This is a genomic window from Methanoculleus sp. (genome assembly GCF_020696975.1).
Classification (GTDB): domain Archaea; phylum Halobacteriota; class Methanomicrobia; order Methanomicrobiales; family Methanoculleaceae; genus Methanoculleus.
In genome coordinates this window covers 35,858-54,704 of sequence record NZ_JAJGBK010000013.1, presented here as the reverse complement: position 1 = coordinate 54,704, position 18,847 = coordinate 35,858, and the positions used below count along the sequence as shown (strand labels likewise).

Below are 18,847 nucleotides of genomic sequence, written 5' to 3'. Positions count from 1 at the left end.
TCATGTCAGAAAACGAATGGGAGGCCATTACCTTATTCGAAAAAAACCGTTCAGGTCGTTTGATGCGAATTGAAGAAAGTGAACAGACTAGGTTTCAGTTCGAAATCTGGTTTGAGTATACCCGGCAAGCAATGATAAGCTTAAAGGAAGGGACTTTATTAGCTGCAAGAAATTTTTCGACCTCTGAGAAAGAGACGCATTATTCTATACTTGAATTAACTTCAATGAAGCCAATACACTATGCCCTTGGGAATACAAGTGATGGGTATCCAGGATTTGTAATGGAAGCTGCCCGTAACATCTCAATGGATTGGACAAACCAAGAAGAGGAATCAGCCGAGGATACAACAATCATTAGATGCATCGCTACTCCAACCGACCACGAGATTATTGAGAGTGATAAAGGCAGATCCCTAGTCGCGGATTCATCATTGCCAATGATAGGAACTAATGTGAGTATATTATCAAGTGCTGCAACCCACTTGGCAGTGAATAAAGGTCTCTCAAACAATGGTTTTACTTTGGAATGTGGCAAGTGGCTTGTAGACGGAAAGACTCCTATTTTAATTAATATTGAAGAACTGTTACGATTGCACTTTGGTATTTTTGGCTTCACAAAAGCTGGTAAATCAAACCTACTAAGTACTCTAATAGCAAAAATTTTCGAAAAGGCGGAATCAGAAGAAATACCTGTGAAGATCGTCATTTTTGACCTAATGAGCGAATATAATGTTTTACTAATTGATCAACTCTTTGCGCTTGATAACTCACAGCTAATTGCACTAGGAGAGCAGACATTTCCTGAGAGTGTAATTCAGTACTTGGCTAGTAATGAGAAGGATGCAGAGTTACAAAATAAGGCAGTTCAATCTCTCATTAAAACGTCCTTATATCCCAAACACTTGGAAAGAATTAAAGATAGTTATAGTAGCACGCTTAATTCGCTGTTTACCAAAAATAAAATTCGACTTTTTAGTGAAAGAAAAACAACACTAGGGCAGTTATTAAATCAAAATGAAGAAATACTGTTTAAAGGGAATATTGGAGGTTACGAACAAAACATCCGTCGATTGGTTTCGAATTTAAAAAAGGACTCATCTCAATTATTAACTTCGGACTTGTTGCTGACAATAATAGGGGCAGTTGAGACACTTTTAAACCCTCCAGACAATCCACCAAAGGCGCATCAAGCCACGATATGGTCATCAGGCATTGATGAAGGCGGTTCTGGAACATCGCAATTAAATTCCAATGATTATCTAAAAGATATAAACCTTGGGATAAAACTGACAAGCACTGCTAAAGGGAATTTAACAAGCTTTAAAGACAATCTAGAGGATAATAATCGCCGAATAAAGTCAAGTACAAAACTACCAGTACAATCTACCACAACAATGGATATGCTATTACAAGAGCTGAATAGCCAAAATCACTCAAGTTTAACTATTATTCAGTCCCATGATCCCCATCGATTACGTAACTTTACTCAAGAACTTGGGAACGCCTTATACGAATCAAGGAGAAGGAATGGATTGATCGCTCCGCTTGTTAGTTTCATATTTGATGAAGCCGATGAGTTTATTCCAAGCAGTACCGGACAAAACTCCTCCTACGCTAGTTCTAATGAGATTGCACATATGTTATCACGAAGGGGAAGGAAATTTGGGCTAGGTATAGGTATTGCTACCCAAAGAACAACCTATCTTAACACTAACATTATGTCTCAGCCTCACACCTACTTCGTCAGTAAGCTTCCTAGACGTCATGATCGAGAACGAGTACAGGAGGCTTTTGGTTTATCTGATGAAATGTTACGTCAAACGATAAAATTTACCATAGGAGACTGGATAATAGCAAGTTATGATGCAACAGGCATGACCGGCATTCCTATTCCCATACGTGCGGTTGACGCAAATGAGCGGATTAAAACATTTTTGTCAACGCAATCATAGAAAGAAATGCAAAATGATAAGCAATACCTTAATACCCCATTTTGTGGCTGACCGCCCGATGAGCCTAAGAATACTTGCAGGTCTGCCTTTCGAAAGGCATCCTGTAAAGGTAGGTCTCATGCTCCAGGCTTGCACGACCGAAAACTTCCGGGCAATGGCTTCGCAGTTCCCCTGTGGAGACTTAGAATATTGTGGTGTTGTTGATGGGAAGTGTCCCTTTGACGGTGACTTTCAAAGATGTACCAAGGGTCAGTTAGTGAGAGAATGTATTACAAAAATCGCTGATAGCGGAGTTTTTACAAAAAATGGCGCTATTCTAGATTATCCAGAACTCTTTGAAAGATACAACCAAATGAACATCGAGAGGGGGATAATGCTCGATGTACTTGGAGATTGGGAAAGAACGGTGGATAGCGCTGAAGTCGCAATGAACACTTACTCCTCTCTTGAATGCAACTTCAAACTGGTCGGTGTTGCTCAGGGTAAGTCTCTAAGTGATTATCTGAGGTGCTATGAAAAATTAAAGAAAATGGGGTTCGAAGAAATTGCAATTGGTGGTCTATTAACCAAGAGAGAAAATACTGCCAGGTTTGCATCTTCGAATAGGGAACATATCGCTGAAATAGTGAAAGCAATAAAAAGCGAATGGCCTGATGATAGAGTGTTCTGTTTAGGCGTTTACAATCCCAAAAGGCATGAGTTTTTAGAGAGTATTGGGGCAGACGCCGCTGATTATAAGGGATGGATTTTTCAATACAAGAAGAAGTATCAAGATCCAAGGTGCCACCATGTGCACCGTATATATCAAACGAGGTGCTTTATTGAGACAAATATATTATCGCCACTCAGTGGCGTCACAGCTTCATGTGACCCGATTAACACTACTGCAGAGAAGATCAAACATCATATCTCATCTTTAAACACTAAAGTTGTCGTAAAACGAGACCAAAGAGAGGTTAATCCAGCAAAACCCATTCAGATCACAGTAATATCCTGTGGAAAACGGAAGAACAAAGGAGTAAAGTGTTTGGCAAAGGATGCCTATTCGGGAAGAGCCTTTTTATTGAAACGCAAGTATGCGGAGCTGTCGAATAGTCCCTGGTTTATTCTCTCGGCTAAATATGGTTTAATTAGACCCGATAGATCTATCAACCCAGATTACGACGTGACGATTAAAACTAAAGCAGAATGTCAAGAGTTTGCGCAAAAACTTAAACGCCAAATCCCTCAATATTTAGAGTTTACAATGGCTGAAGAAATTGTGTTTCTTGGGCCGTCATCATACCTTAAGTCCCTAGAGTTGGCATTGGAAGGGAAGGATCGAATTACCATCAAACATCTAACGAAAGGACTAAAGCAGGGGCAATCGCAGAAGAAGATTAAAGCGATCATTTCTGGCTTAACCAATGCATCGGAGACCCATACCGTAAGCATTGCGAGCCTAAAAGAGAATTAAACTTCAGTATGCCCTCCTTTTTGCCATTCATCTGCAAGATCAGGCCATGACAATTCACGCTCTTCCTGCTGTGTCCAAACACTCCAGAAAGATGGATCGGATGATTTTGGCCTGTATTTTTCTTCGAGCTCATCGACTTCAACAAGAATTGGAATCGGAGAGGCCCAACCAAGTAAAATCGCTTTCCTAGTAGGCAGAACAGGTAATTCCTTTAACAAACTTCCTAGATTGTCAGGTACAAATTTCTTAACAAGTTCTTGATCTTTATCATTGACCAATCTGTGAAGTAAGAATGTATTACATTGAGATAGTACTGTAGGGGATAATTCAGCGGGTCTTTGCGAAGAGATTAACAGGCCAAGCCCATATTTTCTTCCTTCTCTAGCAATCTTCTCGAATATTTTGCAGCACATCTCTAACGGCGTGAATTCGGTTTGGTTTTCATAATATTTTTTAATAAAGGTATGAGCTTCGTCTATGACCATTACCGTTGGCAATTCCTTTCCATAATAGCGTCGATATCTTTGCAGTGATTCAAAAATTATCCTTGAGATTACCGCCACTATGAGGTGGATTACATCTGAGGGAACAAGTGAGAGGTCAATGACTGCGATTTCCCCGTTATCTGCATTTTCACTGCCGATGTAAGTTTCCAGCCATTCTTCTAACGTCTCAGATTCAGCTGTACTTATTATTGAGGACATTCTGCTATCTGTAAGCATAGTCCGAATCCGCATAATAAAAAAGTCAAGATATTGTTGTGCACTTTTTTCTTGCGAGAGCCGTTCGATATGGTCAGGTAAAGATGCTACATCGTATGAAATTGGTGAATCCTCATCTGGACCCAAAGGAGTGGTTGTCCATTCTATCTCACTTAAAAATTCCTCAAATGCAGATATAATTTCTTCAACATCCCTCTTTTCAAAGTCATCGTAATACTCGACGAACTCGCCACGGTCGTTGTTGAACGAGCGATATTTTCGTTTTCTCACATTATTCAAAGCAATTAAAAGATTAGATAACAACTCTCCGATCGGATGCTTGCAATCATTAATATCAGTTTCTAAATCTTTGCAAATACTAGCTAATTTCTTTCCAAAATCATTTTTACCGGGCTTTCCTTTAAACCTTGAAGGCCCACCAGCTAGATCGCTTCGTATCCCGATTTGGCAGCCCGCGTAGAATCTTCCATATTTATAGACTGTATTATCATCTTGACCTCCAGATTTAAGTTCTCGCAGTGCTTGCCTTAAAAGAGGCTTTTGGGTTTTACCGCTTGCATCAGTTATTGCAATCCATTCATAACTATTCCACAACCAAGCGGGTACACGGAGTTGTCTAAAATCAGGGGAATCTGTATCAATTTTCACTCGGAATTTTCTAACATTTCGAGATAAATTGTCAAACGCGCCCGCATACTCTCCATTAGGATCAAGAATAATGAACCTTGCATTAACATTACCAGTTCTTGATGCTTGCTTGGCCTTTTCAATTGACCACCTGATTATCCCGACGATCGATGAGGATTTTCCGCTTCCCGTGTTACCTAAAACCGCTAAATGGCGCCCAAATAATTTGTCCGGATTAACATATACCGGGCAATTCGCAGCAGTGGGTGCAACACCAATTCTAAAATTTGCCCTACCATCCTTATTCTCGACTATAGCTTCAAGCTGCTCCTTGGTTGGGAGAATGACAATATCACCCACAGAAGGATAGTTGAAAACTCCTCTTTCGACTTTAAACACGTCATCTCTGCACCTCAATTCCCCCATCGGGGTTACTAACATAACCCTTTGAGGGAAAGGAAGGTCTATAAGATCAAAATCCTTGAACCCCTTCCTTTTTGGATATTGAGATTGTTCAATCCCTATCCATGATATCATGCCAATTAACGCACCCGATTCATTGGGAACTAATACATACCCATTTATTTTTGGGAATAGCGTAGGTGTTCCAGTATTTATTGCCGTGCTACTAGGTGCATCGTGTTCCAGCAGGACTTTCCATTCATTCGGAGAAACAGATGTCAGAGTTCCTATAGTAAAATTGCGAATAGAATCAAAGTCACAGCAATTATTCACCATCAGTAAACTCCGTATTTCCTTCTTTTGAGAGTTTAGAATAATCAAATCCCCTTCTCTCTAGTATTTTCTGTTTTTTCTCCGTAATACGGTCTATAGCAGCTTTTGGAAGGTAGTTATCTGATAGAGTGCGGAGATCTCCAAAGTGATTGCCTATTAATAAGGTGAATTGTGCAGCATTGTTTCTCTCAACGAACCGCTTAATTCTGTTGGCCTCGTCCCCATATGCGATGATTACCATATGCGTTGAGGGAATTGTGAGCATATCTTCTAATATGGTGTTTATATGAGAATCGCCAAAGCTATATCCATATATGACCAAAGTTGAATTTGGTCTACAGACGGCAGAAGAAAAATCCCTGAACAGTTCCGAATAAGGATAATATGCTGTGTCGATTCCTTTCGCAGAATTAGGATAAATAACAGCTTGATTTTTTACAATTCCGGTAGCTTTCCCATCAGCACCGAATGGCAAAAGGTCTCTTATGATCATTCCATCATAAAACAGCCAATCAATCGAGCCGTGCAATTTTGTAAATCTTACTACCCCCTCAACGTACCTCGGCTCGCCTCGAATACCTGGGGGGTTATAATGGCAGTCAAACTCTATCTTTGTACTTCGAAACACGGGGTGAATTTTTCCAATAAAGCGATCAAAAATTATTATTCCTGCGAGGTCGCAACCATACTCAATGAAACGGTCGTAATTCGTCGTAAAAATGTGTAGTCGATCTCTTGTAGCCGCTCTACTCGCAAAGCTTACTAAAAATGATTTAAGATAACCTATAGCCTCCTGTTTACGAACCTCATCGATGTTGATGAACTTGTTTTCGGTCTCTAATATTTGATTGATGAAAGTTACTAACTGAGTGTTAATTTCCTCTTCAAGAGATATGGCATTCTCAACGTCATTCTGAATTCGGAGGCCATTTAGTAATTCCAGTGCAGAGCGCAGATCATCCTCAAAATTTGCTATTCCTCTGCCCATTTTTTCTGCCTGAACGTCAGACCATCCACTTATTTGACTGCCGAAGGTTTCGAACTTTATACGGTTTAATGTTGGAGGTGGTAACTCTGCAATCTCTGCAGTTGCTATAGCTAGGCCATTGCCAACCAACAGTGACAAGTGCTCACTTTGGAAGATTGCTGATAGCCAAGGCTCGATCTTAGAACGAAGTTTATCCGTCTGAAGAGCATCATCGAGAGGGATGCATTCTCGATTTATGTAGAGGATATTTGGTTTATCCCAATCAATACTTGTCCTCATCAGCCATAACCATACAGTGGATTAATTGTTGCTTTTATATACCTTTTCATAGCGAAAGTTATCTATCAACTGAGGTTATTAAATCCTAATACAGATTTTAACTTATCTTGAGAAGTGGGGCTTCAGCACTTCACAAAACAGTTACAAGTGAGATAAACCCGTGTATTATTTCTGCAGCGTATCGTGACTCCGTGGCAAAGAGGGAAAAGTGCCGCTTTCCCCGTGCCGCTGCTCCGGGCTGGGGGTTGCAAATAGAGGGGTATGGAAGTATCAAATGGCCGACGGAAAAGGATTCTGCGAAAACTCCAAGAAAACCGGTAATATCGTGATTATCTCTTTTCTCCAGACGGGTTTTACGGATGACTTTCTCAAGATCGGGCATCTAAAAAAGAGGAGGATTTCACATTACCTTAGGAGCAGAGATCCCCAACGCCAACAAATCGCTTGATGCATCTGCAAAAATCGCAATTCCCGAGACTCAACTCACAACAAAACATTCAGAAAAACAACATGGACCGAGCGGGAATTGAACCCGCGGCCTCTACCATGCCAAGGTAGCGATCTCCCCCTGATCTATCGGCCCCTGTTACCCTACAATGTTGATCGTCATCAGATAAAAAGGATTCCGGCCCCTCGCCCCCCTATCCCTCGCCCGCGAGGCTGGATAGCCGGGAGAGCACCCGCTCCCGCGCATCATCCATGTTCGGGCGCGCGACAACGGCGCCCCGCTCGATATAGCGCGAGAGGAGCGGCATCCCGCCCTCCGGCGGAGGAACGACGAGGGAGAGCGTGATCCGCCGGCCGTCCGGCATCTCGTAGACCTGCTTTGCGCCGCTCCGCTTCCCGCGCTTCGCATGGGGCCGGCCCTCCATCTCCACGATGTCCATAGCAAAGTCGACCACCGGCGCGTTCGCGATCGCCCCGCCGACCCCGAAGGCGTCAGCAATGTCATGATAGGCGGCGACGTCCTCACGGGTGAGCCCGCCCGAGAGGAGGATCTGCACGTCCGGGTAGCCGTGGATATCAAGTTCCCAGCGCACCTCCTCGACGATCGCCCGCAGGTCGCCCCGCCGGGACCGCGGGGTGTCCAGCCGGACGGCCGTCGCCCCGCATGCCGCCGCCCTGACCGCCTCGACCTTCTCGTCGGCGAACGTATCGGCGAGCATGATCCGGGGCACCTCCGGGCCCGCTCCCCGCGCAAACGCGCACCACGCCTCCTCTGTCCCCGGGTAGCACATCACGAAGGTGTGCGGCATCGTCCCCGCGAGCGGGATCCCTTCCGGCGCGCAGGTGTTGCTCACTCCGTCCACCCCGCCGATCCAGGCCGCCCGCTCGATCATCGCGGCAATCGCCGGGTGCTGGCGGCGCGACCCGAAGGAGTAGACCGGGCGGCCCCGGGCGGCGAGCCGGATATGGGCCGCCGCCGACGCCACACCTGATGCGTGGCAGAGGAACCCGAGGATGGCAGTCTCGTAGGCCGCGAAATCACGGTAGCGCCCGGATATGCGAAGGACCGGCTCATTCGGGTAGAAGACCGAGCCCTCCGGCATCGCGTCCACGTCCACCGGGAGCCCTTCGAGGAGTTCGACGACATCAGAGAGGCCGCAGAAGACCCCCCAGGGGTCCGGGAGCGTCCCGGCGGTCACCTCCATCGTGACCTCCGGGTTGACGCCGTCCTTCTCCATGGCGTCCGTGACCCGCCGGAAGTAGACGTCCGTGCACTCCCCGTCGCGGATGGCATCCTCGCCGACCATCAGAAACCTGCCCATGACGTTCCGGTTGTCGCTGGAGATGTAAACCCTTCCGGACCGCATCTCCCCGCACCGAAGAGCTGGGGTTTTTCCCATAAGACGTCGACCCGATAGACAGGAATGTCGCACGGAGAAGCGTATGCCGCTATGCCGGCCGGAAGAACCCCGCCCGTGGGGTGGGCATAGTGCTCGGGATCATCGGGGGCACGAGCCTCCTCTTCGCCGATCTGCCGCCGCTTGAGAGAACAACCGTCGCCACACCCTACGGAAAGGCGGAGGTGTATACGGGAGGCTTCGCACTCCTCCTGCGCCACCAGTACAGCCTTCCCCCGCACCGCATCAACTACCGCGCCTGCCTCGCCGCGCTCGCCATCCTCGGGGTGGACCGCATCGTCGCCATCGGCTCTACCGGCTCCCTGCAGCCGGCGATCCCGCCGGGCTCGATCGTCATTCCCACCGACTACCTGAGCGTCACCGATATCCCGTCCATCCACGAGTGCAGCATCGAGCATGTCCGCCCCGAACTCGACGCGGACCTCGTCCGCACCCTCGGCGAACTCGTCCCGGAGGCCCGGGTGGGCGGGGTCTACGCCCAGACCCGGGGGCCGCGGATCGAGACCGTCGCCGAGGTCAGAGCGCTTGCAAAGGTTGCCGATATCGTCGGGATGACGGTCGCAAGCGAGGCGACGCTCGCGCTCGAGCTTCAGATGCGGTTTGCCGCCGTCTGCACCGTGGACAACTACGCGAACGGCCTCGGAGACGAGACCCTGACCTACGAACATATCCTCGCGACCTCGCGGGCGAACGCCCAGAGGACCGAGAGGATCCTGGAGAGTATTGTGGAGCGACTCGCATGAACGAGATCTTTACCGCCCAAGGATCGGTCCTGATCGCCGGGGCCACCATCAACGGATCGACTGTAGATATCGCGATCGACGAGACCGGGACGATCGCCGCCATAGGAGAGGACGCCCGCCGGGCGATCGATGCCGATATCGTCATCGACGGCTCCGACCGGCTTGCCGTCCCGGGCCTCGTGAACACCCATACCCACGCCGCGATGACCCTGCTGCGGGGTTACGGGGACGACATGCTGTTGCAGGACTGGCTCTCGCAGAAGATCTGGCCGCTCGAGGCCCATCTTACCGGCGACGACGTCTACGCCGGGACGAAACTTGCGTGCCTGGAGATGATCAAGAGCGGCACCGTTGCGTTCAACGACATGTACTTCTTCATGGACCGGGCGGCCGCCGCGGTCGACGAGATGGGGATGCGGGCGACGCTCGCCTATGGGTTCATCGACCTCAACATCCCGGAGAAGCGCGAAGCCGAGATAAAAGCGACCGAAGCCCTCGTTGCTCACGTAAAATCGCTCAATAACCCGCGGATCAAGGCGGCCGTCGGCCCTCACTCCATCTACACTGTCTCCCCCGAGGGGCTCACCTGGTGTGCGGAATACGCAGAAGAGCAGGGGATCGGGATCCACGTCCACCTCTCCGAGACCGAGAAGGAGGTCACCGACTGCGTCGCGCAGTTCGGCAAACGCCCCGCGTATCTCCTCGACGAGTGCGGGTGCCTCACCCCCCGGACGGTCGCCGCGCACTGCTGCTGGCTCGATGAGGCCGAGTGCCGGCTCCTCGGAGAACGCGGGGTCTCTGCCTCCCACAACCCGGCGAGCAACATGAAACTCGCCGTCAACCGGGCGATGCCCTACGGCTGGCTGAAGGAGGCCGGGGCGAACGTCTCCCTCGGGACCGACGGCTGCGCCTCGAACAACAACCTTGACCTGCTCGAAGAGATGAAGTTCGCCGCGCTGCTCCAGAAGTTCGCCTGGAACTCGCCGACCCTGCTTCCCGCGGGCGAGGCGATCGCGATGGCGACCGCGGCGGGCGCCCGGGCGCTCGGCACCGGCCCCGGCACCCTGACCGTGGGCGCACTGGCCGATATCGTCCTCCTCGATACCCGGGCGGTCTGCAACACCCCGCTCTTCCACGCCGACTCAAACACCGTCTATGCCTGCAACGGCGACGCGGTCATGACCGTCCTCTGCGGCGGCAGGGTCCTGATGCACGAGCGGGAGGTGCCGGGCGAAGAAGAGATCGTCCGGGAAGCCGCGGCGGCGGCTCAGGCGCTCGTCGGGCGGGCAGAAGAGGCCGCCTGAACTTTTTTTTTTATCCGGGGAGGGGGAGGAGCCCCCTCAAAACCGTCACGCCCCATAAAGGTAGATATCCCAGTTCCCGGACCGGTTATCCATCCAGACGACCCGGTCGCCCGATATGCGCGGGATGAACTGGGGAGCGTCGTCGCTGGTGACCTGCAGGGTCTCCCCGGTGGCGATGTCGTACCGGTAGATGTCATCGGTATCCTGGCCCGTAGCGTTCTGCCAGACGACCCGGTCCCCGGATATATCAGGATAGGTGGCCACCCCCGGCGGCCCGCCGGCGACCCGCTCCTCCTCTCCGGAGGTGAGGTTATGGATGACCAGCGACGACGACCCGTTCCCGACCTCCGACCAGACGGCCCGGCCGCCGGAGATTGTCGGGAATCCCTGCATCACGCTGTTATTTGCAAGCGATACGGGTGCCCCGCCTCCCTCGCTCACGAAGACGGTGTAGTTCCCGGTGCTCTGGTCTGCCCAGACGACCGCCCCGCCCGAGACGTCGGGCGAGACGATCAGGGGATCCCCCTGCACCGGGCCGGACGAGACCCGGACGGTGGAGCCGGTCGTCAGGTTCATGGCGTAGATGCCGCCTTCGTCCCCGGCCCGCCTATCGAGCCAGACGACCATATCCCCGTCGATAGCCGGGACGGTGCCCCTGGTCCCGTTGGTGATCGCCGTCTCGGTCCCGGTCGCCGTATCGTACAACCGGATCTCCGGGCTTCCTGACCGGTTATCCTCCCAGACGATACGGTCCCCGGAGATGTCCGGCCAGAGTGCGATGGCCGTCCCGTTGGTGACCCGGGTCTCCGTGCCGCTGGCGATCTCGTAGACGTAGATGTCGGCGCCGCCGTGCCGCCCGTCAACCCAGACGATCCGCTCGCCGTCGATGGCCGCGGAGATCTGGTCGCTCTCGTTCGTCGTCACCTGGACCGGGGCCGGTGCCCCGGTCTCCCCGACCGGCGCGGCGATCGCGCCAATCGGCAAAGTCAGGATGAGGATACAGGCAAGATACAGAAACCTCTGATCCATGGTTCTCCCCCGGGTGGGGGATACAACCCATAGTATAAAAAAAGGATGATGAAATTGCCTGCAGGGGTTTTCGGGAGGATTACCGGCCGGGCTCGCCCCGGAGCCTGAAATATGGGTTATGCGGTCTCGATCTTCGACTCGCTCTCAAGGCCGAGTTCCTCGATCGCCATCTCCCGCATCTTGAACTTCATGATCTTGCCCGAGACCGTCATCGGGAATTCGTCGACGAACTTGACGTAGCGCGGGATCTTGAAGTGCGCGATCCGGCCGCGGCAGAACTTCTTCACCTCATCCTCCGTGAGGGTCGCGCCGTTGTCGGTCTTGATCCAGGCCATCAACTCCTCGCCGTACTTCCTGTCCGGCACCCCGATCACGTAGGCGTCGGCGATCAGCGGGTGGTTGTGGAGGAACTCCTCGATCTCGCGCGGGTAGATGTTCTCTCCGCCGCGGATCACCATGTCCTTCAGCCGCCCGACGATCTTGAGGTAATCCTCCTCGTCCATCGTCCCGAGATCGCCAGTGTGGTTCCAGCCGTGCTCGTCGATCGTCGCCCGGGTGGCGCTCGGGTTGTTGTAGTAGCACCGCATCACGCAGTAGCCCCGGGCGCAGATCTCGCCGGTCTCTCCGCGGGGGACGATCTTCTTCGTGTACGGGTCGATGATCTTGATCTCGGTGTGGGGGAACGGTTTGCCGATGGTGGAGACCCGGCGCTCCAGGGGGTCAGTGGTCGTCGTCATCGTGACGCCGGGCGAGGTCTCCGTCTGCCCGTAGACGATCACAATCTCGGACATGTTCATCTTCTTGTTGACCTCCCGCATCACCTCGGTCGGACAGGGTGACCCGGCCATGATCCCGGTCCGGAGCGTATCGAGCCGGTACTTCGAAAAGTCCGGGTGCGAGAGTTCGGCGATGAACATCGTCGGCACGCCGTGGAGCGCCGTGCACTTCTCGTCCTGCACGGTCTTGAGGACCGCTTCGGGGTTGAAGACCGGTGACGGCAGGACCATCGCGGCGCCATGGGTAACGCTCGCCATGTTCGAGAGGACCATCCCGAAGCAGTGGTAGAACGGCACCGGGATGCAGAGCCGGTCCTTGTGGGTGAACTTCATCCCCTCGCCGATGATGAAGCCGTTGTTTAGGATGTTGTGGTGGGTCAGGACGACCCCTTTCGGGAACCCGGTCGTCCCGCTGGTGTACTGGATGTTGACCGCGTCGTCGAAGTCGAGCGACTCTTCGCGCTCCCGGAGTTCGTCGGGGCTGATGAGCGCGGCCTTCTCGAGAAGTTCATCCCAGGTGTACATCCCGTTGTAGGGGATGTCGCCGAGGAAGACGACGTTTTTTAAGAACGGGAACTTATCGCTGTGGATCCGGCCGGGCTTCGCCTCGAACGCCTCAGGGCAGGACTCGTAGAACATCCCGACGTAGTCGGAGGTCTTGAACCGCCCCTGGATGAGGAGCGTCTGGACCTCGGACTGCTTCATGGCGTACTCGAACTCGTAGGTCCGGTAGGCCGGGTTGATGTTCACCATGATGGCGCCGATCTTTGCGGTGGCGAACTGGGTGAGCACCCATTCCGCGTAGTTCAGCGCCCATATGGCGACCCGGTCCCCGCGCTCCACGTCGAGCGCCATGAGGGCGCGCGCCAGGGTGTCGACGCGCTCAAGAAACTCCGCGTATGTCCAGTGGATATTCTGGTGGACGGAGACGAGCGCATCGTTATCCGGGTGCGCCGCTGCGATTCGATTCAGCATCTCACCGATCGTGATGCCGAGCAGAGGTATCTGCGAGTTCCCACACGCGTAACTGCCCTCAACCATTCTATATAAATGGGTTACCGTACCGATATATGATTACTGGTTCCTTTCAGCACAACCCTTATCTCACATGGCGTCAATGGTATAGAGGATAGGGGGTCGTGGCCTAGTCCGGAATGGCGACGGGCTCCAGCGGTCTTTGCACGTGATGAACAATGGGTCTCCTGATGGAGAGATGATGACCCGTTGGAGCACTGATGCATGTCGGAGAGACCCGTCGATCGTGAGTTCAAATCTCACCGACCCCACATTCTTATCACTTTTATCCGATACCCCGGGGTATCTTCGCTAATGATAACACCGGGCGTCTCCCGCCTCGTCGATCGGGGCGTATGCCACGGGATTGCAGTATCCTCCGCGCGAGCTGTTCAATGAGATCGTCATGCGTCATCAGTTCCCGCCGAAGGCTCTTCTCGATGACCTTCCCGTCCTCGATCACCTTCAGGGCTTCCGGGGAGACGATACTGCGAAACCGCCTGCTCTTGTACTGGCCGATGGAGATGAGCACCGAGAGAGCACCGGGATTGGTTATACTCTGGTCACCCGCGTGCGACCTCGCACGGCCGCCCACTCCATCCCCCGGAAGGAACGCCCCTCGTTTGTGCTTCCCCGGCAAAAATACATGCTCGCCGGGCGGAATCCGGAGGGGAACCGGGAGGTCTTTAATACCTGTCTCACCAATATTTCTGCACTATCTGAGGGCATGCATATGTATCTCATCGGTGAAGCATTGGTTGGAGACGGCGCAGAACTTGCGCACATCGATCTGTTAATAGGGAACAAAGAGGGAGCGGTAGGGCAGGCGTTTGCGAACTCCCTCTCGCAGCTCTCGAGAGGCCACACGCCGCTCCTTGCGGTTGTCAGGCCGAACCTGCCGACGAAGCCCTCGACGCTCATCATCCCGAAGGTCACCTTAAAGAAGGAGTACCAGGTGAACCAGATGTTCGGGCCAGTCCAGGCGGCGGTGGCGAAGGCCGTTGCCGACTCGGTCGAGGAGGGCGTCTTTGAGGGGATCGATATCGAGGACACCGTCATTATGGCGAGCGTCTTTGTGCACCCCACCGCACAGGACTACAACAAGATCTACCGGTTCAACTACGGTGCAATGAAACTCGCGCTCCGTCGCGCTCTCGACCGGTTCCCGGACGTCGATACGCTCCTGCACGAGAAGGACCGGGCGGCCCACGCGGTCATGGGATTCAAGGTCCAGCGCCTCTGGGACCCGCCGTACCTCCAGGTCGCCATGGACCTCGTCGACAAGAACCACATGCGGAGGGTCCTTGAGGAACTGCCCCAGAACGACCACCTGATCATCGAGGCGGGGACACCCCTGATCAAGAAGTTCGGGCTCTCGATCATATCCGAGATCCGCGAGATCCGGCCGAATGCGTTCATTGTTGCGGACTTAAAGACCCTCGACACGGGCAACCTCGAGGCCCGGATGACCGCCGATGCCGGTGCCGACGCCGTCGTGATCTCCGGTCTTGCGCCCATCTCGACGATCGAGAAGGCGATCGAGGATACCCGCAAGACCGGGATCTACACGGTCGTCGACATGCTCAACGTCAAGGACCCCCGCGCTGTCGTCGAGCAGCTGAAGGTGAAGCCGGACGTCGTGGAACTCCACCGGGGCATCGACGTCGAGGAGACCGCCTACGCCTGGGGAGACATCCCGGCGATCAAGAAGGCCGGCGGCGAGCGGCTCCTGGTCGCGACGGCGGGCGGCGTCAGGCAGCATGTCGTGAAGGACGCGCTCAAGGCGGGCGCGGATATCCTTGTCGTCGGCCGGGCGATCACCGCGAGCAAGAACATCCAGCACGCGGCCGAAGAGTTCCTTGAGGAACTGAGCACCGAAGAGATCGACCAGTTCAGGATTATGACCGACTTCTAAGTCGGTCGATATCTTTTTTCCCACGGCCACTATTCGGAAGCCGGCTTCGCAGGGTGTCGCAACGATGCGGTGGATCCCGGCGTCGCGGTCCCCCCACGACACTCATGTTAATAGCCATGAACCGTAGTGGTCGGACCGGGAATGAGACTCATACAGGTTGTGGGCGTGCTCGTCGGCGCCTTTATCGCAGCTCTCGGTCTGCTCTGGTTTTTGCAGGGCACGGCAATCATCCAGATCCCCCCGATACTCTGTGTCGCGGACTGTGAGCCGATCGTGAGCGGATCACCGTTCTGGGCGGCGGCCGGGGCGGTCGCTTTCGTTGTCGGGGCTGGTATCGTCTTCGTCAGTGCGAGGCGCGGGGGATGATAAACGAGCGATCAACCCTGACGACTGGCCACAGGTAGGTGCGGTGCCCGCTACCGGGCCTATGCCGACGCCGGGGACCAGGCTGGGACGGTTCACCCGAAAGGGATAATGCTCCCTCTGTAGTATTACTCTCATAGAGGAGTCCGGTGCATCCCATCATCCGCGAGAAGATCCCTGATCTCGCCGGCATCGCGGCACGCCACCGCGCGAGAAGGCTCGGCATCTTCGGTTCGGCGACAGGGGACCGGTTCGACCCGGCATCGAGCGACATCGACTTCGTCGTTGAGTTCGAACCGATGACCCCGGTGGAGCATGCACGGGCCTATTTCGGCCTCGCCGAAGACCTGGCCCGGGCCTTCGGCCGCGAGGTCGATCTTATTGAGCTGTCCGCGGTGCGAAACCCGATCTTCCGCCGGGTAGTGGAGGAGACCTGCAGGGAAGTCTATGCTGTCGCGTGAGGCGCAGAAATACCTCTACGACATCGCCACGGCAGCGGAGTATATTGCGCAGTTTACTGCCGGCAGGACGTATGAGGAGTATCATGCCGACCCCATGCTCCGGTCCGCAGTGGAGCGGCAGTTTGAGATCATCGGCGAAGCCCTGAACCAGCTCCTCCGGCGGGAGCCGGATCTTCGGAAGAAGATATCCGATGCATCCCTGATCATCGCATTCCGGAACCGCCTGATTCACGGGTACGCAACCGTTTCCGATGAGGTTGTCTGGGGTGTTGTCGAGGGGTATCTCCCGGTTCTCTCCCGCGAAGTGCAGGCTCTTCTAGCAGAGGACAAGTAGAGCGTGCCGTTGTGTCTCAAAGATGAGGTCTTAGAGCTGGTGACCCGGGCCCGGCGTAGACCTCCGGCAACAGGCGTGGTTTGTCCCGATGGATTTTACTGTCATCTGGCCGGCTGTGTTTCCGGAGTTTTTCGGCGCGAAAAAAGGGAAGGGGTTAAAGGTTTTGGACAGACGAGCCCGTAGCCTAAAGGCCCTCGAGGATCGTCTGCGCCATGGCGATCTGGGCATCGGCCTCTTCAGCGGTCAACTTCTTTCCCTTCTGTGCCTCCACCTGGTTGATGAAGGCGTTGAGGTTGTTGCCGGCCGCATTTGTGTTTCCGCTGTCCATCTTCTCAATGGCGTTGTCCAGCTTGGTCGTGAGGGCGTTCTCGGTACCGCCCGGCAGTTCGAGGTCGTCCACCAGGGTGACCAGGTCCGCTGCCGCTTCGGCGGGAGTCTGCGTGGGGGCGGTGGTGTCGGCCTCTTCCGGCGCCTCATCGCTCTCTGTCGCGGCCGGGGTCTCGGTGACGTCGTCGACGTCCTCTTCCGCGGTCGGGGCCTCATCATCCGGCTCCTGGTCGGTGGGGTTCACGACGAGGGGGGCTTTGGGGATCATGGTAGGGGTGCTTGAGGGAGGGACCTCGCCGGGCGCAAGGGCGGCGTACTTCAGGTCCTCGTTCGGAAACCCGTCGTAGTAACTGATCCGTGGATCGCCGGTCGTCGGGTCCAGGGCGAGGGACGTGTACTGCCCGAGGGTTCCTCCCGCGTCCACCGTCTCGATCTGCCAGACCGACCCGTTCCAGGCGGCATACTTCAGGGTGTTATCCCCTGTAGTCGCCAGACCCCGGTAACTGATCCTGGGGTAGCCCGTGGCCGGATCCAGTGCCAGCGAGGACTCGAACCCGACACCGCCCACGGCATCGACGATCTCGACCTGCCAGACCGACCCGTTCCAGGCTGCATACCTCAGGTCGTCATTGTTCCGGTCCGTGTAACTGATCCGGGGGTCGCCGGTGGTCGGGTCCAGGGCGAGCGAGGTCCACCACCCGACAACCCCTGCAGCATCGACGGTCTCGATCTGCCAGGCCGATCCGTTCAAGGCCGCATACCGGAGGTCGTTGTTGGTCAGGTCCAGGTAGCTGATCCGGGGCTCGCCCGTCACCGGGTCCAGGGCGAGCGAAGGCCACCATCCAACGTTCCCTTCCGTATCCACGGTCTCGATCTGCCAGGCCGACCCGTTCCAGGCGGCATACTTCAGGTCAACGTCGGTCGAGCCGTTTGTTCTGTCCTGATAGGCGATCCGGGGCTCACCCGTCGTCGGGTCCAGGGCGAGCGAGGTGTATGCCCCGACATTCCCGGCAGCATCCACGGTCTCGATCTGCAGGGCTGACCCGTTCCAGCTGGCATACTTCAGATCCCCGTTTGTCCCGTCGTAATAGCTGATCCGGGGGTCGCCTGTCGTCGGGTCCAGGGCGAGGGATGTGTAGTATCCGACATCCCCGAGAGTATCGACGGTCTCGTTCTGCCAGGCCGACCCATTCCAGGCCGCGAACTTCAGGTCGCTGTTCTGAAAGTCGTAGTAGCTGATCCGGGGATCGCCGGTGGTCGGGTCCAGGGCGAGAGAGGTGCACTCCCCGACACTCCCCGGAGCATCGACGGTCTCGATCTGCCATTCACTGGCCGAGACCGGTGCCACGCTGATCCCCATCAGCAGGAGCAGTGCAAGCACTCTTGCAATCCAGTTCAGATGCACATCCATGTTCATGCCTCGTTTAATTCGATCAGGCCGCCCGGTGGAGCGGTGCGACGGTAGGGGTTCTTGCACCCGGTCTCTCGCGGAAGAGCGGCGGGGCACCGTTTGCCTCGATTCCATCACCGAAAGATCGGTCCCGCCCACCGGCCCGCTCTCCGGGCAGCCATCTTCGTCTGCATTTCACGTCCCCTGAGCAAACGGAGTCCGGGAGAGCAGCGATACGGCTGCAGTACACCACCCGGCACCATATCGTGGCGAGGTCGAGAAGGATTGCCGGAGCCGCCCGTCGCGGCTGACGTCTGCTGAAAAGCAAGAGTTTCTTGCTAAATACGCACTCGATCCCTCCTCGACCTTTCCGTCTGATCTGGAGACTGGAATAAGGAATATATTTAATATCATATATTTGTTGGGATATTCGATTGGAAAAATATTATACTCGATATCATGCGAATCCCCGGGCCCGCTCTCGACCTGCTGACGGGGCGTGGAGAATGACCTGCACCTGGGTTCGACAGAGAATAAATGTCTGAAGCGGTTGGATTGCCTTCTGCG

General features: G+C 54.3%; 16 protein-coding genes and 2 tRNA genes. 9 read left to right on the top strand and 9 right to left on the bottom strand.

From position 1 onward, the window contains the following. Nucleotides 1-2: 2 nt before the first annotated feature. Entirely contained in the window at nt 3-1,952 is a 1,950-nt protein-coding gene (locus QZ650_RS02955) for a DUF87 domain-containing protein (RefSeq protein ID WP_292517946.1), read from the top strand. A gap of 13 nt (nt 1,953-1,965) precedes the next feature. Further along, entirely contained in the window at nt 1,966-3,408 is a 1,443-nt protein-coding gene (locus QZ650_RS02950; protein WP_292517949.1) for a DUF6884 domain-containing protein, read from the top strand. On the opposite strand, the gene QZ650_RS02945 is transcribed toward QZ650_RS02950, so the two are convergent. The 5 genes from QZ650_RS02945 to QZ650_RS02925 all read right to left on the bottom strand — a co-directional run bounded on the left by QZ650_RS02945 (nt 3,405) and on the right by QZ650_RS02925 (nt 8,528). Continuing rightward, nucleotides 3,405-5,495: an ATP-binding protein gene (locus tag QZ650_RS02945; protein WP_292517952.1), complete on the bottom strand. Its 2,091-nt coding sequence runs from the start codon at nt 5,493-5,495 to the stop codon at nt 3,405-3,407. The two genes, QZ650_RS02950 and QZ650_RS02945, sit on opposite strands and share 4 nt — an antisense overlap. After that, nucleotides 5,485-6,759, bottom strand: a complete 1,275-nt coding sequence (locus QZ650_RS02940; RefSeq protein ID WP_292517955.1) for an SIR2 family protein — start codon at nt 6,757-6,759, stop codon at nt 5,485-5,487. The genes QZ650_RS02945 and QZ650_RS02940 overlap by 11 nt, the downstream gene beginning before the upstream one ends. 130 nt (nt 6,760-6,889) lie before the next feature. Further along, nucleotides 6,890-7,141, bottom strand: a complete 252-nt coding sequence (locus tag QZ650_RS02935) for a hypothetical protein (RefSeq protein WP_292517958.1) — start codon at nt 7,139-7,141, stop codon at nt 6,890-6,892. A 129-nt stretch (nt 7,142-7,270) separates the two neighbouring features. Continuing rightward, nucleotides 7,271-7,342 (bottom strand) — tRNA-Ala (locus QZ650_RS02930). 58 nt (nt 7,343-7,400) lie between these two features. Beyond that, nucleotides 7,401-8,528: a nicotinate phosphoribosyltransferase gene (locus tag QZ650_RS02925; protein WP_292518088.1), complete on the bottom strand. Its 1,128-nt coding sequence runs from the start codon at nt 8,526-8,528 to the stop codon at nt 7,401-7,403. 167 nt (nt 8,529-8,695) lie between these two features. Here QZ650_RS02925 and QZ650_RS02920 point away from each other — a divergent pair, with 167 nt between their 5' ends. After that, on the top strand, nt 8,696-9,367 hold the full coding sequence (locus QZ650_RS02920) for an MTAP family purine nucleoside phosphorylase (RefSeq protein ID WP_292517961.1): 672 nt from the start codon (nt 8,696-8,698) through the stop codon (nt 9,365-9,367). Continuing rightward, nucleotides 9,364-10,671, top strand: a complete 1,308-nt coding sequence (locus QZ650_RS02915) for an amidohydrolase family protein (RefSeq protein WP_292517964.1) — start codon at nt 9,364-9,366, stop codon at nt 10,669-10,671. Before QZ650_RS02920 ends, QZ650_RS02915 begins: the two co-directional genes overlap by 4 nt. A 45-nt stretch (nt 10,672-10,716) precedes the next feature. On the opposite strand, the gene QZ650_RS02910 is transcribed toward QZ650_RS02915, so the two are convergent. Both QZ650_RS02910 and QZ650_RS02905 read right to left on the bottom strand, forming a co-directional pair. After that, entirely contained in the window at nt 10,717-11,700 is a 984-nt protein-coding gene (locus tag QZ650_RS02910; RefSeq protein ID WP_292517967.1) for a hypothetical protein, read from the bottom strand. 116 nt (nt 11,701-11,816) lie between these two features. Continuing rightward, the gene (locus tag QZ650_RS02905) at nt 11,817-13,517 is read right to left on the bottom strand and encodes an AMP-binding protein (protein WP_292517969.1); all 1,701 of its coding nucleotides are present in this window, start codon (nt 13,515-13,517) and stop codon (nt 11,817-11,819) included. Nucleotides 13,518-13,609: 92 nt separating this feature from the next. Here QZ650_RS02905 and QZ650_RS02900 point away from each other — a divergent pair. Continuing rightward, nucleotides 13,610-13,762: transfer RNA gene (locus QZ650_RS02900), tRNA-Trp, on the top strand. A gap of 14 nt (nt 13,763-13,776) precedes the next feature. On the opposite strand, the gene QZ650_RS02895 is transcribed toward QZ650_RS02900, so the two are convergent. Then, nucleotides 13,777-14,022: a YetF domain-containing protein gene (locus QZ650_RS02895; RefSeq protein ID WP_292517971.1), complete on the bottom strand. Its 246-nt coding sequence runs from the start codon at nt 14,020-14,022 to the stop codon at nt 13,777-13,779. A gap of 201 nt (nt 14,023-14,223) precedes the next feature. On the opposite strand from QZ650_RS02895, the gene QZ650_RS02890 reads away from it, so the two are divergent. The 4 genes from QZ650_RS02890 (at nt 14,224) to QZ650_RS02875 (ending at nt 16,563) form a co-directional block, all read left to right on the top strand. After that, nucleotides 14,224-15,405 (top strand): bifunctional 5,6,7,8-tetrahydromethanopterin hydro-lyase/3-hexulose-6-phosphate synthase, encoded by a 1,182-nt coding sequence (locus QZ650_RS02890; RefSeq protein WP_292517972.1) that lies wholly within the window; start codon nt 14,224-14,226, stop codon nt 15,403-15,405. Between the two features lie 141 nt (nt 15,406-15,546). Then, nucleotides 15,547-15,771, top strand: a complete 225-nt coding sequence (locus QZ650_RS02885; protein WP_292517974.1) for a hypothetical protein — start codon at nt 15,547-15,549, stop codon at nt 15,769-15,771. Between the two features lie 146 nt (nt 15,772-15,917). Then, nucleotides 15,918-16,229, top strand: a complete 312-nt coding sequence (locus QZ650_RS02880) for a nucleotidyltransferase domain-containing protein (RefSeq protein ID WP_292517976.1) — start codon at nt 15,918-15,920, stop codon at nt 16,227-16,229. Beyond that, nucleotides 16,216-16,563, top strand: a complete 348-nt coding sequence (locus QZ650_RS02875) for a HepT-like ribonuclease domain-containing protein (protein WP_292517979.1) — start codon at nt 16,216-16,218, stop codon at nt 16,561-16,563. The genes QZ650_RS02880 and QZ650_RS02875 overlap by 14 nt, the downstream gene beginning before the upstream one ends. 184 nt (nt 16,564-16,747) lie before the next feature. Here QZ650_RS02875 and QZ650_RS02870 read toward each other — a convergent pair whose 3' ends face one another. Continuing rightward, complete coding sequence (locus tag QZ650_RS02870; RefSeq protein WP_292517980.1) at nt 16,748-18,301, bottom strand: hypothetical protein; 1,554 nt, start codon at nt 18,299-18,301, stop codon at nt 16,748-16,750. Nucleotides 18,302-18,847: the final 546 nt, after the last annotated feature.

Bases quoted from the DNA above. Each gene is read 5' to 3' on its own strand.
- QZ650_RS02955 (WP_292517946.1), top strand. From the start codon at position 3: ATGTCAGAAAACGAATGGGAGGCCATTACCTTATTCGAAAAAAACCGT.
- QZ650_RS02950 (WP_292517949.1), top strand. From the start codon at position 1,966: ATGATAAGCAATACCTTAATACCCCATTTTGTGGCTGACCGCCCGATG.
- QZ650_RS02945 (WP_292517952.1), bottom strand. From the start codon at position 5,495: ATGGTGAATAATTGCTGTGACTTTGATTCTATTCGCAATTTTACTATA.
- QZ650_RS02940 (WP_292517955.1), bottom strand. From the start codon at position 6,759: ATGAGGACAAGTATTGATTGGGATAAACCAAATATCCTCTACATAAAT.
- QZ650_RS02935 (WP_292517958.1), bottom strand. From the start codon at position 7,141: ATGCCCGATCTTGAGAAAGTCATCCGTAAAACCCGTCTGGAGAAAAGA.
- QZ650_RS02925 (WP_292518088.1), bottom strand. From the start codon at position 8,528: ATGGGCAGGTTTCTGATGGTCGGCGAGGATGCCATCCGCGACGGGGAG.
- QZ650_RS02915 (WP_292517964.1), top strand. From the start codon at position 9,364: ATGAACGAGATCTTTACCGCCCAAGGATCGGTCCTGATCGCCGGGGCC.
- QZ650_RS02910 (WP_292517967.1), bottom strand. From the start codon at position 11,700: ATGGATCAGAGGTTTCTGTATCTTGCCTGTATCCTCATCCTGACTTTG.
- QZ650_RS02905 (WP_292517969.1), bottom strand. From the start codon at position 13,517: ATGGTTGAGGGCAGTTACGCGTGTGGGAACTCGCAGATACCTCTGCTC.
- QZ650_RS02890 (WP_292517972.1), top strand. From the start codon at position 14,224: ATGTATCTCATCGGTGAAGCATTGGTTGGAGACGGCGCAGAACTTGCG.
- QZ650_RS02885 (WP_292517974.1), top strand. From the start codon at position 15,547: ATGAGACTCATACAGGTTGTGGGCGTGCTCGTCGGCGCCTTTATCGCA.
- QZ650_RS02875 (WP_292517979.1), top strand. From the start codon at position 16,216: ATGCTGTCGCGTGAGGCGCAGAAATACCTCTACGACATCGCCACGGCA.
- QZ650_RS02870 (WP_292517980.1), bottom strand. From the start codon at position 18,301: ATGGATGTGCATCTGAACTGGATTGCAAGAGTGCTTGCACTGCTCCTG.